The 16,525-nt window shown below is 60.8% G+C and carries 18 protein-coding genes; 16 read left to right on the top strand and 2 right to left on the bottom strand.

What is annotated here, in order from left to right:
- Positions 1-12 precede the first annotated feature (12 nt).
- The 15 genes from ACYP01_RS26965 to ACYP01_RS26895 all read left to right on the top strand — a co-directional run bounded on the left by ACYP01_RS26965 (position 13) and on the right by ACYP01_RS26895 (position 14,066).
- Positions 13-759, top strand: a complete 747-nt coding sequence (locus ACYP01_RS26965) for a hypothetical protein (RefSeq protein ID WP_459683136.1) — start codon at positions 13-15, stop codon at positions 757-759.
- Between the two features lie 132 nt (positions 760-891).
- Positions 892-1,713 carry a hypothetical protein gene (locus ACYP01_RS26960; RefSeq protein ID WP_143541217.1) on the top strand — a complete coding sequence of 274 codons (822 nt, stop codon included), beginning with the start codon at positions 892-894 and terminating at the stop codon, positions 1,711-1,713.
- 60 nt (positions 1,714-1,773) lie between these two features.
- Positions 1,774-2,193, top strand: a complete 420-nt coding sequence (locus ACYP01_RS26955) for a hypothetical protein (protein ID WP_050655601.1) — start codon at positions 1,774-1,776, stop codon at positions 2,191-2,193.
- Between the two features lie 216 nt (positions 2,194-2,409).
- Positions 2,410-3,105: an Imm52 family immunity protein gene (locus tag ACYP01_RS26950; protein ID WP_256932082.1), complete on the top strand. Its 696-nt coding sequence runs from the start codon at positions 2,410-2,412 to the stop codon at positions 3,103-3,105.
- Between the two features lie 92 nt (positions 3,106-3,197).
- On the top strand, positions 3,198-4,193 hold the full coding sequence (locus ACYP01_RS26945) for a squalene cyclase (RefSeq protein ID WP_459683135.1): 996 nt from the start codon (positions 3,198-3,200) through the stop codon (positions 4,191-4,193).
- Between the two features lie 575 nt (positions 4,194-4,768).
- The gene (amt, locus tag ACYP01_RS26940; protein WP_228117877.1) at positions 4,769-6,448 is read left to right on the top strand and encodes an ammonium transporter; all 1,680 of its coding nucleotides are present in this window, start codon (positions 4,769-4,771) and stop codon (positions 6,446-6,448) included.
- 51 nt (positions 6,449-6,499) lie between these two features.
- Positions 6,500-6,802: an urease subunit gamma gene (locus ACYP01_RS26935; RefSeq protein ID WP_003943837.1), complete on the top strand. Its 303-nt coding sequence runs from the start codon at positions 6,500-6,502 to the stop codon at positions 6,800-6,802.
- Positions 6,803-6,831: 29 nt separating this feature from the next.
- Positions 6,832-7,269, top strand: a complete 438-nt coding sequence (locus ACYP01_RS26930; RefSeq protein ID WP_003943812.1) for an urease subunit beta — start codon at positions 6,832-6,834, stop codon at positions 7,267-7,269.
- 35 nt (positions 7,270-7,304) lie between these two features.
- Positions 7,305-9,023 carry an urease subunit alpha gene (locus tag ACYP01_RS26925; RefSeq protein ID WP_003943847.1) on the top strand — a complete coding sequence of 573 codons (1,719 nt, stop codon included), beginning with the start codon at positions 7,305-7,307 and terminating at the stop codon, positions 9,021-9,023.
- A 9-nt stretch (positions 9,024-9,032) separates the two neighbouring features.
- Complete coding sequence (locus tag ACYP01_RS26920; protein WP_459683134.1) at positions 9,033-9,680, top strand: urease accessory protein UreE; 648 nt, start codon at positions 9,033-9,035, stop codon at positions 9,678-9,680.
- Positions 9,664-10,377 carry an urease accessory protein UreF gene (locus tag ACYP01_RS26915; RefSeq protein ID WP_459683133.1) on the top strand — a complete coding sequence of 238 codons (714 nt, stop codon included), beginning with the start codon at positions 9,664-9,666 and terminating at the stop codon, positions 10,375-10,377. The genes ACYP01_RS26920 and ACYP01_RS26915 overlap by 17 nt, the downstream gene beginning before the upstream one ends.
- Positions 10,378-10,387: 10 nt before the next feature.
- A complete protein-coding gene (ureG, locus tag ACYP01_RS26910; RefSeq protein WP_007731713.1) occupies positions 10,388-11,029 on the top strand; it encodes an urease accessory protein UreG in 642 nt (213 codons plus the stop codon).
- Complete coding sequence (locus tag ACYP01_RS26905) at positions 11,026-11,973, top strand: urease accessory protein UreD (protein ID WP_459683132.1); 948 nt, start codon at positions 11,026-11,028, stop codon at positions 11,971-11,973. Before ureG ends, ACYP01_RS26905 begins: the two co-directional genes overlap by 4 nt.
- Before the next feature lie 34 nt (positions 11,974-12,007).
- Positions 12,008-13,051 carry an urea transporter gene (gene yut / locus ACYP01_RS26900; RefSeq protein ID WP_030535783.1) on the top strand — a complete coding sequence of 348 codons (1,044 nt, stop codon included), beginning with the start codon at positions 12,008-12,010 and terminating at the stop codon, positions 13,049-13,051.
- A gap of 88 nt (positions 13,052-13,139) precedes the next feature.
- Positions 13,140-14,066, top strand: coding sequence for a D-isomer specific 2-hydroxyacid dehydrogenase family protein (locus ACYP01_RS26895; protein WP_404650408.1), 927 nt, complete (start codon positions 13,140-13,142; stop codon positions 14,064-14,066).
- Here ACYP01_RS26895 and ACYP01_RS26890 read toward each other — a convergent pair.
- Positions 14,060-14,467 (bottom strand): DUF4259 domain-containing protein, encoded by a 408-nt coding sequence (locus tag ACYP01_RS26890; protein ID WP_020968164.1) that lies wholly within the window; start codon positions 14,465-14,467, stop codon positions 14,060-14,062. The genes ACYP01_RS26895 and ACYP01_RS26890 overlap by 7 nt on opposite strands.
- Positions 14,468-14,492: 25 nt before the next feature.
- Complete coding sequence (locus ACYP01_RS26885; RefSeq protein ID WP_007731691.1) at positions 14,493-15,113, bottom strand: LysE family translocator; 621 nt, start codon at positions 15,111-15,113, stop codon at positions 14,493-14,495.
- Between the two features lie 398 nt (positions 15,114-15,511).
- Here ACYP01_RS26885 and ACYP01_RS26880 point away from each other — a divergent pair, with 398 nt between their 5' ends.
- A complete protein-coding gene (locus ACYP01_RS26880; protein ID WP_065351788.1) occupies positions 15,512-16,522 on the top strand; it encodes an alpha/beta hydrolase in 1,011 nt (336 codons plus the stop codon).
- The last annotated feature ends 3 nt before the right edge of the window (positions 16,523-16,525 follow it).

Genomic DNA, 16,525 nt, shown 5'->3' with positions numbered 1-16,525 from the left:
CGGAGAGCGAAGTTGGCTTCCATCCTCGAGGGAATCGATGGCTTGGCCATGTCGACCCCGAGGAAGGGGCGCGGTTCTGCATGGGAGCGGGTGTTGAAGTCTGCGGCGAGCAACCTTGGCCCAGAGTGGGTTGTGGCACGATCTGGCACTCAGGCGGAGTTGATCCATCTACCAGTGCGATGGTGGTTCAATTCCATTGGGTTGGATCCCAAACCGAATCGGGAAGAGCTGACCTTCAGTCATGCGCCCCTGATGAGAGAATTCACGCCGGGCACTATCACCTTTCGACAGAGTTCATATCAACCTGGTCCCACAGATTCTGAACCACCGAATATTCAGATGGACATCTTCGATACCCGCGGTGCTGCGGAGATCGTGCGCTGGTGGGCGCTCGGTCCGTCCACCAAGTTCTTTGCTGCAGCGCCGCCTCCCGACTCGGTAGCTGCAGCCGAGCAGGCTTATGCCGACCGCAAGGAAGAGCCTTGCCGGGATTGGATGATTTCGGCTGGACTGCGGGTGATAGCTGACACCGGTTCGCCAATCGAGGTCATCGACAGCGTCCTCTGGGAGTTGGCTCGCCGTGATGTCGGTGGCCACGTCCAAAGTTTCTGGCGAGAATTTCGCGCGGTCGCGGAAAACAGAGACCGACTAGCGACATTGCAGTGGCTGGACGAAGAACGACGTCGTTCTGTAAAGGATGCATACGGGCTTCGGGATTCTGCGTTTGCCGATGTGATTTTCCGTACTGAGGACTCGTAGCCGAGGGAAGTAGGCGTGAGGGAGTGGAATCGGATGGATCGCGCGCCGCGTCGGAGAACCGCTGGCGGTGCGCACAGTCGCTCCTTTTCGTCTACCAAATAATACGAATGGTCCTTTATGGCAAGCATGCACATGAGCGATGACAAGCCTAAGTCGCCGAAATCGGTCACTGAGGTCCTGGAGTCCCTGGGAATGGACCGGGATCAGTTGCGGGAGATGGCGATAGATGCGATCGCGGACCTCACTCCGAAAAAGGGGAGAGGCGCTGCGTGGGAGAAGGTGTTGGGAGCGGCAGTGGAGACGCTCGGCCCGAACTGGACGATCATCGGGAGCGGGTTGCGAGCCAAGCTGCTGCACACTCCGGTGCGATGGTTTTTCGACACCGTCGGGATCGATCCGATTCCCAACCGTGAGAAACTGACGATTACTCACCTACCACTCATCGAACCCCTCGATCCCGGAACACTCACTGAGTGGCAGGACCACTACGACAGCAGGCATTGCGGACACGACTACCATGGCCGCCAGATTGATATCTTTGATACCGTCTCCGCTGCCGAGCTAGTGATCTGGTGGGCTGAGGGGCCAGCATCCGAGCTGTTCGACGCACGATCGGAGGCGGCACTCACCCCACTCCGTGAGAAGCAGTACCTTGAGCGCAATCAGTCGGGTCCAGCACGCTGGACAATCTTGGCGGGGCTGCGTGTGATCACTGACACCGGTTCACCGCTCGAGGTTATCGACAACGCAATTGAATACTTCCGCGGCTGGGTTGCCGACCCGAAAGCTCCACTTGTGATGTTCTGGACACAGTTTCGTGAAGTCGCTGCTGCCGATGATCGTGAGAGGACACTGCGGTGGCTCGACGAGCATCGCCGTGCCGCGGTGCGTGAGCACTACCCGTTACCGGATTCGGTGTTCGCCGACGTTCTCGAAGACCTGGGCGACGGCTAGCCATGTGAGTGCAAGAATCTCGGATTTGCTTCGACCACAACACTTCAAGGGGAGAAATTAATGGACTACTGGGTCGTCGTCCCGGAAGAGCCAGGGTTTGTCGGGGATCGTACAGTTGTCGATACCGCAACCTTGCCGCCGACGGTGGAGAGGGCTCACTTCGTGTTCACCCGGCAACCTACCGACGGACTGATCGGCGCCGGCCCGCTGGTGTTGGTGGACCGTGAGACCGCGGAAGCGCTCGAGGACAACGTCTTCGGCGAAGTGTCCCTTCATCCGGCGGACCTCGATACGGACCCGGCGTCGGGGTTGTTGCGGGTTCCCGACTTCGTGTGGTGCCAGGTGCATGGGCAAGCGGGGATGCTCGATATCGGTCTCACCGAGGACGGTCGCCTGGTGATGTCGGGGCAAGCGTTGCTGGTGTTCCACTCTTTCGGTGGCGGTGTCGACAACGCCACCATCTCCGAATGGCTCGGCTGAACCAACTTGCCCAACATATGCTTTGCCGTGGTGAAACTATGTGATGGCATGCCTTGAGCGCAGCGCGCTCCCCCAAGTCGCCGTGATCGAGGAACTACCCACTGACACGTTGATCCGGTTGGGAGACAAGCCTATGCACGTCGGTGCCGCCGACATCGTGGCAGTGCGCGCAGTGTCGGGCTATGGAGATCAGGTCGGATTGGAAAGGACGGGGCGATGAGCATGTTCGGGCGGCGGCCGACTTTAGCCGGATATTGGGGGACACGGGTGCAGTCGAGTCAGGAAGTGGCGCAGACGATGCGGGCCTTCCTCGATGATCTGGAAGCGATCGACCCGGGGTTGGCGTTGTCGTGGGTCTCGACTGCCGAGTTCGACAAGGCGCCAGCAGATCTCAGTGTGGACGGGTTGGTGCGAATCTTCGAGTATTCCCGCTCGAAGGAGATGGGGTATTCGGACACCCCGGGACCGGGCTACGACATCGACTTGTCGCCCGAGGACGGGACCGCGCGCCGGGTCGGTGCCTGGGTCGGCGGGCTGGAAACCAGTGCTCCCAACAGTGTCCTGGTGTCGTTGCCGACGGAGACGCAGCTCACCGACAGTACCCGGCGGTTGCTCGACCCGGATATCGGAGACGCGATCATGAGAGTGATCGTCAAGCATTGGGAACCGGAGCGAGCTCGGTGGAGCATCGGAGACTACCGGCACCTTCAGAATCGGTCGAAAGGTGAGGTCGAGGTGGGATGGGAAACATACTTCCATTCCGGAGTTACGTTCGATCGCAGCGCGCTGCCCCAATCTGCGGTGGTAGAGGAACTGCCCACTGGCACGTTGATTCGGTTGGGGGACAAGCCTATGCAGGTCGCTGCCGCCGACATCGTGGCGGTGCGGGCGGCGTTGGGTTATCCGGTGTAGGCCACGCAACGGGTCCGGAGTTCACCATTGCATCAGACGTCGAGAAATGTGTTAACCGGATGACCTGCTTCGCCTTTCGATAGTATTGCCAGATGGCACCCCGAGCCGACTTGCTCGCGTGGCTCCTCGATTCGGATCCGGCGATTCGGTGGCAGGTGGAGCGCGACCTGCTGAACGAAGCGCCCACTGTGTGGGCGGCGACGCGCGCGTCGATCGCTACCAAAGGATTTGGTGCACGCCTGCTTTCATTGCAGGATCGAGACGGCCAATGGGCGGGTGGGGCGTTCTTCCCGGCAGAATTCGACTTCGTGGGACCCGAAGCAGCAGAAGAAGGTTCGCAACCCTGGACGGCAACTACTTGGACGCTCAACTCCTTGCGTGAGTGGGGCCTCGACGCCAGTGTTCTGCGGGAGCGTCGTACTGCAGAACTGCTCGCGGAGAACTGTCGCTGGGAGTACGAGGGCCGGCCGTACTGGGACGGTGAGGTCGATTGCTGCATCAACGCCTGGACGGTGGCAAACGGTGTGTGGCTCGGCATGCCCGTTGATGAACTGGCTGATTGGTTTGTGCGGCATCAACTTCCGGATGGTGGGTGGAACTGTGAGTGGATCGAAGGTTCGACCCGATCGTCGTTCCATTCGACGCTCAATTCACTCAAAGGGCTTCTCGCGTACGAGATCGCGACCGGGGGAACAATTGAGACGCGCGCGGCTCGACGATCCGGTGAGGAATTCTTGCTGCAGCGCGGTCTGTTCCGGAGACTCTCGACCGGGGAACCGGTGGGGGACTGGATCGGCCGGTTCGCGTACCCGTTCCGGTGGCGTTACAACGTGCTCAACGCAGCCGACTACTTCCGCGAAGCGTCGTTGTCGGATGGAAATGAGCCTGATCCGCGAATGGCGGACGCGATCGAGATGATCCGGGCCGCTCGAGCCTCGGATGGGACGTGGCTCCAGGCCGGTCGCCAACCGGGGCGGGTGTGGTTCGAGGTCGACACAAAGGCGGGGGAGCCGTCGAGGTGGCTGACTTTATCCGGCATCCGAGTGCTCGCCTGGTGGGATCAATCCTCCCCTCTAGGTTCTGCATAACAAAAGAGTTACAGCGAAATTCATTTCACCTTTAAAGGTTATCGAAAGGTGATCTTCGACCTTCCAGTCGAAATATCCAGTACAGATGAAGAACATATTAACGACAGGATTGCCCTCAGTGCGATGAAGGTTAATCATCTGAACAGGTGAGAAGATGTTCGGTGAAGTTACCTACCCGATTGGATAGGCGGGTCACCGACGTTGGTAATCAACTAAGGCTCTCGCAGCTGTCTCGGTTAGGGAGCTAAGTCCCGAGCTGGAAACGGCATTGCTGCTCCGAAAGTGGCGCTCACCTGCGGCTACGTTCCCCATTTTGCAGGACTTAAACCACTTTCGGCGAGATTTAGTCTCGCAATTGTAGGTTGTGGAGCGTCCGCAATGTTTAGGCAAAGTCCCATCTTTTCCCAGAACAATGCTCTACTAAACGTGAAAACCGGATGTTCCCCCGATTTTGCTGAGAAGGTGCAACTATGGGGCGTAGCGTAACTGTCGCAGCGAACCGGAACATCGCGAATTGCTGCTCTAACCAATGACTTTGTTCAGGTCCGAATAATGCTCGGAGGTCGTCGATGTCGATGGAAATGGTGTTAGCCGAAGCAGTGATAGACAGTGGGGACACGGCGTGGGTGCTGATCTCCGCGGGTCTGGTTCTCTTCATGGTTCCCGGACTCGCCTTCTTCTACGCCGGTCTGGTGCGTGGTAGCAGTGCGCTCGTCATGTTGCAGCAGAACCTCGTCCCACTCGGACTCGTCTCGATTACCTGGGTCGTGTTCGGATACAGCTTCGCGTTCAGTGGAGACTGGGGTTCCGGCTTCCTCGGTGACCTCAAATTGTTCGGCTTGCAGGACATACACACAGCCGCCGCCCCGGGCTTCCACCTGATCGAAGGTGCAGTCGCGGTACCGACTCTGGCGTTCGTGGTCTATCAGATGATGTTCGCGATCATCACGCCCGCGCTGATCACCGGTGCGACCGCAAACCGGCTCAAGCCCTTGGGCTGGGCCGTTCTGCTCGTGCTGTGGTCGATCATCGTCTACCCCCCGATTGCGCACTGGCTCTTCAATCCCGAAGGCTGGTTGGCGCTCCGCGGAGCTCAGGACTGGGCCGGCGGAATTGTCGTCCACGCATCCGCCGGCGCCGCCGCCCTGGCAATCTTGCTGGTGGTCGGTAAACGTCCGGGATGGCCCAACGCCGAGGCAGTCCCGCACTCGGTGCCTCTGGCGTTGATCGGCGCAGGCATCCTGTGGTTCGGCTGGTTCGGATTCAACGCAGGCGACGGATTGGCCGCCGATGGTGTTGCGGCACAAGCCTTGATGAACACTCACATCGCCGCAGCGGGCGGTATGGTCGTCTGGCTCGTCATCGAAAGGTACACCGAGGGCAAGGCCACGGCGATCGGCGGAATCACCGGCGCGGTAGCCGGTCTCGCGACCGTCACCCCTTGCGCCGGCTTCGTCAGCACCTTCTCCGCGTTGGCGATCGGCGCGCTTGCCGGACTGGTCTGCCACTTCGCGCTCGCGCTCAAGTCGATCTTCAAGTTCGACGACGCGCTCGACGTCATCGCGGTCCACTTCATCGGCGGCATCCTCGGTTCACTCCTTCTCGGTTTGTTCGGCGAAAAAGCCATCAATTCGATCGGCCGCGACGGACTCTTCTTCGGCGGCGGGGCAGGACTACTCGGCGAGCAGGCGCTGGCGTTGATCGTCGTCATCGCTTTCTCGTTCGTGGTGACCTGGCTGATCGCCACGGGCATCGAGAAGACCATCGGTCTCAAGCTGGCCCCGAAAGACCAGGTGGACATCGACCGTCGTCAGCAAGGCATGGACGCATACCGCTACAACGCCGCATTCGTGGACGCGGGTGGTGCGCCGCAGACCAGCGGGTTCGACTCGGGGGTCCTGGTCGAGGGGGCAAAACTTGTTCCGAACCTCGGCGCCCCGAAGCACGAACTCATCACCGCGGTATTGCAGACCATCGAGTCCGAGAAGCTACGGGAGGCGCTGCTGGCCGCCGGAGCGGAGTCGATAGTCGTATCGGAAGCGCATGTCTCCGCGAGTGACTCGGCCTCGCTCAAGTTCCGCGGACAACGCAACGACGTCGTGTTCACCGAGCGGTTGCGTGTCGAGGTGCTGGTCGCCTCGGAACATGCACAGGCGGTTCTGGACGCGATCAACGAGTACTCGGGCGGCAGGAGGAGCGGTTTCGTCCAGCAAGCGGCCGAACCTCTCACCGAAGCGACGGAACAGGGGAGCTGACATGTATTCGACGACAGGGAGTTACCGCATGATCGACAAGGAGCGTTCAGAATGCATCTGACACCGCGAGAACTCGACAAGCTGACAATCCTCATGTTGGCGGATGTCGCACTGAGGCGAAAGGCAAAGGGGCTCAAACTCAATCACCCGGAGTCAGTCGCAGTTATCACTGCAGCCGCCCTGGAGGGAGCTCGGGAGGGCAAGACGCTCGAGGAGGTCATGGCCGACGCATCGCACGCCTTGACGGTCGACGACGTGATGGAAGGTGTCGCGGAGATGATTCCGCGTGTGCAGGTCGAGGCGGTGTTCCTCGACGGTAGCCGGCTCGTCACCGTGCACTCTCCGATCCAGTAGCCCGACCGAGATGTCAGGAGCACTCCAAGATGGCAAGCAAATCGACGAAGAAGGATTCCGGCGGCGAGAAGAAAGTACCGGTCGGCGGATACGTGTTGCGGGACGAGCCGATCGAACTCAACGAGGGCCGTCCACGTTTGAAGTTGCGAGTCCGAAACACCGGTGACCGTCCCATCCAGGTGGGTTCGCACTACCACTTCATGGAAGTTAATCGCGCGTTGTCCTTCGATCGGGAACAGTCCTTCGGCTGGCGCCTCGATATTCCAGCGGGCACGGCGGTCAGATTCGAGCCGGGCGACGAGAAGGAAGTGACGTTAGTGCCGTTCGGCGGCAAGCAACGAGTGCAAGGCTTCAACGGACTTGTCGACGGTTGGGCGCCGACCCACGCCGCCTACCGCCCTCGGCTTCCCGGAGCCGTCCAGCGTGCCGAAGAACTCGGCTTTCTGTCCGAACCTCAAACCGACTGATTCTCGTTCACGGCGGACGAAGGAGAGCAATACCCATGACAAGCATTTCGAGACAAGAGTATTCAGGTCTGTTCGGGGTCACCACGGGTGACCAGATCAGGCTGGGTAATACCGACCTGTACATCGAGGTCGAGGAAGATCTTCGAACGATCGGCGACGAGTCGATCTACGGCGGCGGCAAGACGCTGCGCGACGGCATGGGCCAGGATCCGGAGTCGTGCAGCATCGACGGTGCGCTCGACCTCGTGATCACCAACGTGGTCATCGTCGATGCGACCATCGGGGTCGTCAAAGCGGACGTGGGAATCAAGGACGGCAAGATCGTCGGCTGGGGCAAGGCGGGAAACTCCAGCACGATGGAAGGCGTCACTCCGGGGCTGACCACCGGTCCGGCGACCGACGCGATCTCCGGTGAGCAGATGATTCTCACTGCCGCCGGCATCGATCCGCACGTGCACCTCGTGTCACCACAACAGGCGTACCACGCACTCAGTGGGGGAGTGACGACGCTGATCGGTGGTGGTATCGGCCCGACCGACGGAACCAACGGCACCACCATCACTTCCGGTATCTGGAACATGGAGATGATGCTCAAGGCCAACGAGGGTTTGCCGGTCAACGTCTGCATGCTGGGCAAGGGGAACTCGTCCGGGCATCAGTCGCTGGTCGAACAGATCAAGGCCGGTGCGGCCGGTCTGAAGGTCCACGAGGACTGGGGAGCGACACCGGCCACAATTCGTGAGTCTCTGCGGGTGGCAGACGAAATGGACGTTCAGGTCGCCATTCACACAGATACCCTCAATGAGGCCGGATACGTCGAGGACACCATCGCGGCCTTCGAAGGCCGTACGATTCACACCTATCACAGCGAGGGTGCGGGCGGCGGTCACGCACCCGACATCCTGCGAGTGACGGGCGAGGACAACGTACTTCCGGCGTCGACCAATCCGACGTTGCCGTACGGCATCAACACTCAGGCCGAGCTCTTCGACATGATCATGGTCTGTCACAACCTCAATCCCAAAGTGCCCTCGGATGTTTCGTTTGCCGAGTCCCGTGTTCGCGCGGAGACGATCGGTGCCGAGAACGTACTGCAGGACATGGGCGTCATCTCGATGTTCTCGAGTGACTCACAGGCGATGGGCCGCGTCGGAGAAAACTGGCTTCGCGCGATCCAAACAGCGGACTGCATGAAGCGGTCCCGCGGCAAGCTGCCCGAGGATTCACCGACACACGACAACTTCCGCGTGTTGCGCTACGTCGCGAAGGTCACGATCAATCCAGCGTTGACGTTCGGTCTTTCGCATGTGGTCGGGTCGATCGGTGTCGGGAAGATGGCCGATCTTGTTCTCTGGGAGCCCGCATTCTTCGGCGCGAAGCCGAAGACGATCATCAAGAACGGGTTGATCAGCTGGCACGCCATGGGAGATCCGAATGCGTCGCTCCCGACACCACAACCGGTGATCTACCGGCCGATGTTCGGTGGATTCGGCAAGGCGTTGCCGCAGAGTTCGGTCTCGTTCGTCTCGCGAGCGGCGCTCGACGACGGCATCAAGGATCGACTCGGTCTCGAACGTCAGGTTGTCGCCGTCGAGGGCACGAGGACGGTCACCAAGCGTGATCTGGTTCGTAACTCGGCTACTCCGGAAATCAAGGTGGACCCGGAGACCTTCGCGGTGACTGCGGACGGCGTCCATGCGTACGTCGAACCCGCCGAATCCATTCGCTTGAACCAACTTTACTTCTTCAGTTAGGGGTCTCCAGTGTCGGGAACTATCACACACACGCACGGCGCCGATGCGGCGCCACACACTCACGGCGAGATGACAGCGCCGAGCGGCAAGCCGACGCGAGTCGACGCGCTTCTCGGGAAGGAGACCGACGAGGAGTGGGCCGGTCGACTCGAAAAGGCTGTAGTGGACGTCTTGTCGCTCGATCAGTGGGAAGCTCAGAAGAGTCGATTGCGGCGCACCACGATCGGTGGCCGTGAACTGGCCGTCTCGCTCGATCGTGGTATTCAGTTGCAGGACGGCGACATTCTGCTGTGGGACGAGCCTGCGAACACCGTGGTCGTGGCCAGGATCAACCTCAAGGACGTGTTGGAGATCGACCTGAGCGCACTGGTCGACGTGACGCCCGAGAAGATGATTCAGACGTGCTTGGAGTTGGGACATGCCGTGGGTAACCAGCACTGGCCTGCGGTGGTGAAGGGAATGAAGGTCTACGTTCCGTTGACCGTCGACAAGGCTGTCATGGGCTCGGTGATGCGTACGCATGCTTTCGAGGGCATCGAGTACACCTTCATCCCGGGCGCCGAGGTCATTCCCTACATCGCTCCACACGAGGCGCGCCGTTTGTTCGGTGCGGCCGCGCGTGAGGGCGAGGGGCATACCCATGACCCTCTCCTCTGAGGGATCTGGGCTCAGCATCAACCGCGCGATGCGGATGATGCAGTTTTCCGATTCCATGTTCCCGGTCGGTTCCTTCTCGTTCTCCAACGGTTTGGAATCAGCCGTGGCGCAAGGAATTGTCACGGATGGTCCGTCGCTGCGGGAGTTTGTGCTCTCGGCCACCCATCAGGGCGCGACGTGCGACGGTATCGCCGTACTCGCAGCGCACCGGGGCGCGACGGCCGGTGACTTCTCGGCGATCCTCGCGGCCGATCATGCAGTGATCGAACGCAAGCTCAACGAAGAAGCACGCACGATGAGTACCCGCATGGGTAAGAAGTTGGCCGAACTCGGCGGGCGCTTGGCCGGTGAGACCCTGTTCAACAAGTGGTTAGCTGCGATCGCATCGGGGGAGACGCCGGGTACCTACCCCGTCGGCCTCGGAATTGCTTTCGCGGAGATGGGTTCTCCGGAGGAGGACGCTTTCACGGTCAATCAGTACGGTGTCGCGATGACGTTGCTCGGCGCTGCCCTTCGTATCGTCCGAGTCGATCACCTCGCGACGCAAGAGATTCTGTTCGAGGTCAATCAGACTGCCGGCCGTGAGTACGCCGCAGTGCGTGACTACGGACTCGACGACATGTCCAATTTCGCCCCGATGATCGACATTCTGGCTGCGGTTCACGTCAAGGCGCACGTCCGAATGTTCATGAACTAGAAGGAGAACGATGAAGAAGACAACGCGCATCGGAATCGGCGGACCCGTGGGTTCGGGTAAGACCGCACTCATCGAGGCGATCACGCCGGAGTTCATCAAGCGGGGCACCAGCGTTCTGATCATCACCAATGACGTGGTCACCACCGAAGATGCCAAGCACGTGCGTAAGGCTCTCAAAGGTGTTCTCGTGGAGGAACGCATCGTCGGCGTAGAGACGGGAGCCTGCCCCCACACCGCCGTCCGCGAAGACCCGAGTATGAATCTCGCGGCGGTCGAGGACATGGAGAAGACGTTCCCCGACACCGACGTGGTGTTCATCGAAAGTGGCGGCGACAACCTCACACTGACGTTCAGTCCGGCTCTCGTCGACTTCTTCATCTATGTCATCGATGTGGCCGCAGGCGACAAGATTCCGCGCAAGAACGGTCCGGGAATCTCGCAGTCCGACATCCTGGTCATCAACAAGACCGATCTCGCACCGTACGTCAACGCCGATCTCGGAGTCATGGATCGCGACTCCAAGGGGATGCGCGGCGACAAGCCGTTCGTCTTCACCAATTGCATGACCGGGGAAGGCATCAAGGAAGTGGTGGACCTCATCGTGCACGGAGTCCTCTTCGACGAAGAGGAAGTGGGAGCGAGCGCACCGTGAGCGCAACGTCCGTCCCGGGAGCAACGCGGTCGCTCCCGGGGCCGATCCCGACCATCCCGGAGCTCGACCAGTACCAGGACCAGCCGAAGCAGGCCCCGGCCGGCAAGGTCGGGAAGACCGGCGTTCTAGAGATGCGATTTGTCGACCGCGGCGACAAGACGATTCTGCGGGACATGTACCGCAAGACACCGCTGCTGGTTCAGCAAGCGCTGTACTGGGACGAAGCGTTGCCGACCATGCCGTGCGTCTACATGATCTCGACGTCCGGCAGTGTGTTGCAAGGCGATCGACTGTTCCTGACCATCGAGATGGAACCGGGTTCCCTCGCGCACGTGACCACTCAGTCGGCCACCAAGGTTCACCGGATGGATGCCAATCACGCGTCGCAACTCCAGAAAGTGGTGCTCGCGGAGAATTCGTATCTCGAACTGATGCCCGGGGTGACGATCCCACACCGCAACGCGAGGTACTACGCGCGCACCGACATCACGGTGGATCCGACTGCAACGCTGTTGTTCTCGGAGATCGTGATGTCGGGTCGCAAGTACCACGACGGCGGAGAGATGTTCGTCTACGACCTGTACTCCACAATGATCAAGGCGGAGCGTCCGGACGGGAAGAACCTCTTCACCGAGAAATTGGTGATCGAACCGGCACGCTTCCCCGTGCGATACGGCGGAATCATGGGTGACCACGACGTGTTCGGCAATGTCATCCTGCTGACACCGAAGGAGCACGCCGACGCGATTCTCGAAGAGGTAGTTCCGGGCCGTGACGGCAAGGTCGTTTCCGGAGCGAGTCGGCTACCGAACGACGCCGGTCTCATCTTCAAAGTCCTCGGTCCGGAGAGCGAACCCGTCAAGGCGAAGGTTCGTGATTTCTGGGCTCTGGTGCGAAAGGCAGTTCTGGACACCACCATTCCGCCCGTCCCGCTCTGGGGATGACGCGGATCGCCTGATAGGGATCGAGGAACGCGCGATGACCACCATCACCAAACCGTGGGACGACGTCGCGGACAAGAACGTCGTGCTCAGATTCATCGACACGAATCTCAAAGGCTCCGGGCAGGTGATGTTCCAGGGCAATGCGCTGACGGGCCTGCTGTTTCTGGTCGGTATCTTCTGGGGCGCGATAGCCGCGGACACGATCACCGTCGCGATCGGTGCCGTGGTGGGTCTGGTGGTATCCACCGTCACCGGCATGATGCTGCACTCCGACGACGATTCGATGCGTATCGGCCTGTACGGATACAACGGAGTTCTTGTGGGAGCTGCCTTTCCGACGTTCCTTGCCGGCGGTGTGATGCTGTGGATCTACCTCGTGGTGGGAGCTGCCGCGTCGACGATCGCGTTCCTGGCCGTTGCCAATGTCTTCAAGACGTGGGGCGTACCGGCGCTGACCTTTCCGTTCAACCTCGTCAACTGGTTCTTCCTCCTCGCGGCGTTCCAGTTCCTGCGGATCGAAACGTCGGACCTCAGCGCGGGCCAGTTTCCCCAGCACATCGGGGACGCGTCAGTTCATGCCGAAATTACTTTCAGCTTCCTGTGGGACACGCTGTTCCGCAACGTCTCCCAGATCTTTCTGATCAACAACACCGTCACCGGCATTATCTTCGTGATCGCGCTGCTGGTCGCGTCGCGTTGGGCGGCGTTGTTCGCGCTCATCGGTTCCGCGATAGCGATGGGTTCGGTACTGGCGCTGGGCGCAAACACCGTCGACATCGGCAATGGTCTCTACGGGCTCAGTTCGGTGCTGACGGCAATTGCTCTCGGATCGGTGTTCTACAACCCGTCGTGGCGTGTGTTCGTCTACACCGTCTTCGGAGTACTGGTGACTGTTGTCATCCACGGCACGCTGGTGTCTGCCTTTGCTCCGATCAGCCTGCCGGCCGGAACGGGCCCGTTCGTCTTCGCGACGTGGCTGTTCCTGCTGCCGAAGAAGAAGTTCGTTCCCATCCAGCACGACACCATCGAGGGCGGAGCGGCCGAAGGCAAGGATTCGATCGCAAAGGCGAACGGCTAGACGGGCCGAATTGGCGAGGCGCCCGTACGCTTGGGCACACCGATGAGTTGATCCGATCGCCCCGCCACTCTCGAAGGAACGCACCTACATGACAGACTCCAGCGCCCCTCGCATCCATCTCGGCCCCGTCGAGGATCCGAACATTGCCGACGGAATTCGCGGAGTCGGTGGGGTTCTCGTTCCACTCGCCGAGGCAGAAGGCGTGGTCTGGGTACATGGTCCGGACACGTTCCCGTCGTCGCTACCTGACTCGGTTCGCTGGGTGCAGTTGCCCTTCGCCGGGATCGAGCCATGGTTCGATGCCGACGTGATCGACGACAAGCGGGTCTGGACGTCCGCTGCCGGGGCGTACGCGGGCAATGTTGCCGAACATACGATGATGCTCCTCCTCGCCGGAGTGCGTTCTCTCCCCGAACAATTGGCGGCGCAGTCGTGGCGAAAAGAAGAGTTCGATCCACGGGTTGGCACCTTGCAAGGCTCGACAGTGGCGATCATCGGTTGCGGCGGAATCGGCCGTGCGCTGATCCCGTACCTCGCCGCGTCCAAGGTCAGAGTCATCGCCGTCACCCGCTCGGGAACCCCCGTCGAAGGTGCTTCCGAAACGCTCTCGGCCGATCGAACCGGTGAAATCTGGTCCCGGGCGGATCACTTCGTGATCGCAGCACCGTCGACGTCCGCGACGCGGCATCTGGTCGGCAAGGCTGAATTGGACCAGATGTCGGAGTCGAGCTGGATCGTGAACATCGCACGCGGCAACCTGGTCGACACGGACGCGCTGGTCGATGCCCTCGAAGCTGGTTCGATCGGCGGTGCGGCACTGGACGTCACGGATCCCGAGCCGCTGCCGGACGGGCACCGGTTGTGGAAGCTGCCCAATGCGATCATCACGCCGCACGTCGCCAACCCGGCTACGACGCTCACGCGTGTGCTGGCAGATCACGTGGCCGCCAACGTCGCTCGATTCGCTGCGGGTGAGGACCTCGCTGCGGTAATCGATCCGTCGGCAGGTTACTGAACCGACAGAACGCGCAGATCCTCGAGACCGTCCACGACGGGAACGCGCCACGAGGCAAGCTCTTCCGGTCCCTGCTCGTCCCACAGTTCGAACAGTTCCGAATCGGTCGAGGAGATGGTGCGCTCCACCATCTCGATCAGCCAGGTGAGCCGTTCGCTGGTCAGGGCCGAGGTGAAGGAATCGAGATCGAGGTCCTGGGCGGCGGGGTCGCGTTTGCGATCGGCGCGCACGATCAACACCAATTCGAGCAAGGCGACGGCGATTTGGCCGCCGTCCACCTCGAGGTAGTCGTCCTCGAATGCCCACTCCACCGATTCGAAGGTGAAGTCACCGTGTCCGATGGACGCGATCAAATCCCCTGCACCGTCGTTATCGAACGGTCCCGATCCCCACGCGCCCACTGTCTACTCTTTTCCGATTGCCGTCTCAGCGCGCTTCGAGCGCGATCTTCGCTCCGAATCCTAGAAGAACTGTTCCGGTTATGCGCTCGAGTGCCTGTCGCACTCGGGGCTTTTCGAAGGTGCTACGCGCTCGCGAGAGAAGGACCACGTAGCCACTGAGCCACACGATGGTGATGGCTGCGTGGATGAGCACCAGCAATGCAAGCGACGGTCCCGTCGGCCACCCGGCCGGAACCAACTGCGGCAACAGTCCGGTGTAGAAGACGGCGATCTTGGGGTTGAGCAGGTTGGTGGTGAAGCCCGTCTTCCATGTCCCGGCCTTCTGCGATCGTGGAGCGTCGGCATTGTGTTGCATCCGCGACGTCCGGCTCTCCCACAGTGCTCGCACACCGAGATAGATCAGGTAAGCCGCGCCGGCGAGCTTGACCACCGTGTACGCCTCGGCCGACGCGGCGAGGATCGCCGAAAGCCCGAGGACGGTCAACAGACCCCACACCAGAAGGCCCGAGACGATGCCGGCCGCTACCCGGAAACCGGCGGATCTGCCCGCGCCGAGAGCAGCCTGCGTCACGACGGCCATGTCGGGCCCGGGGACCAGAGTCAGTAGGGCGAGCACAGCTGTGGCGGCGAGCAGAGCGGTCAGCATGCAACAAGTATGAAGTCGGGGTGGGAGCATTGTCGGCCGGTGGTGTCGGGCCTGTGAACAAAGAGTGGCGCGGCGGTGTGAACTGCATGGACACGCCCGGAAACCGGCGTCTCGCGAGCCCTGTTCGACAAAGTTATGCACACTGTGGGGAAACGAATCGTTGCAGGTAGGAGGAATAACTCTGTTGTAATTCATCCTTTTGTCCACAGGTTATGCACAACTGGGAAGTGGATGTGAATGAAGTTATCCACACCTGTGTGTGCATCGGTGGAGAACTGTCCAACTCCATTGGATACCCGCGAGTAATAAATCCCAACCAGTGGGTTGACCCCGGGACGTTCGTCCTGTCCAATCGAGGGTCAGCGGTAGTCGTGCGATGCTCAGGGGGCGCTTGACGGATGCGGAGATTTGGGTTTGTCGGGATTGTGTTGGTCGTGCTCGCGCTTGTCGTGGGCGGAGTGGCGTATGCCGAACCGGCACCTGAAAACCCACCAGGAGATTCGGCCGGTCAGGCCGGGGCTCACATCAATCGCATAGAGCAGTTGTCGCCCACACGCAGTGCCGTGTTCGTCGAGTCGCCGGCCATGCGACGCGAGGTACAAGTGCAGGTTCTGCATCCAGCGTCGAGCGCCGGTTCACGTCCGTCCTTCTACCTACTCGACGGAGTCAGTGCCGGTTCGGAATCCGGATACTCCGAGAGCACCTGGACCCAGAAGACCGACATCGAAACGTTTTTCGCTGACAAGAACGTCAACGTCGTTCTCCCCGTGGGCGGCACCGGCAGTTTCTACACCAACTGGAAGAACGACGATCCGAACCTCGGTGTGAACAAGTGGGAATCGTTTCTCGCAGAAGAACTTCCGACGTTGATCGATTCTGCGTTTTCCGGAAATGGGACGAACGTGGTCGGCGGGGTGTCCATGGGTGCGCTCGGCGCGGCCAACCTCATCACACATCACCCGAAGCTCTACACCGGATTGGCCTCGTACAGTGGCTGTCTCGACAACTCCGAATCGTCCTCGCAGGATTCCGTGCGGCTCACCGTGGCCAGCAAGGCGGGCGACGCCACCAACATGTGGGGTCCGGCGTCGGACCCCGACTGGCAAAAGCACGACCCGTCCACCAACGCGGAAACGCTGCGAGGGAAGACGATCTACGTGTCCTCCGGTACAGGTGCGCCCGGAGAATACGACAACGTCTTCACCCCGAGTGGACTGCAGACTGCCATCGAAGGCGGACCGCTCGAGGCGCTCGCTAATACGTGCACACAACTGTTCGAAGCGAGGTTGGGCGAGTTGTCGATTCCCGCAGTATTCGCGTATCGGAACGACGGCACCCATTCGTGGCCGTACTGGCAAGACGCGCTTCACGATTCCTGGCCGACGGTGAAGACGGCGCTGGGAATGTGAGCT

The organism is Rhodococcus sp. no. 34, from assembly GCF_054589475.1.
Note: the sequence above shows the minus strand (reverse complement) of the source record. Positions and strands in the feature narration are given on the sequence as shown.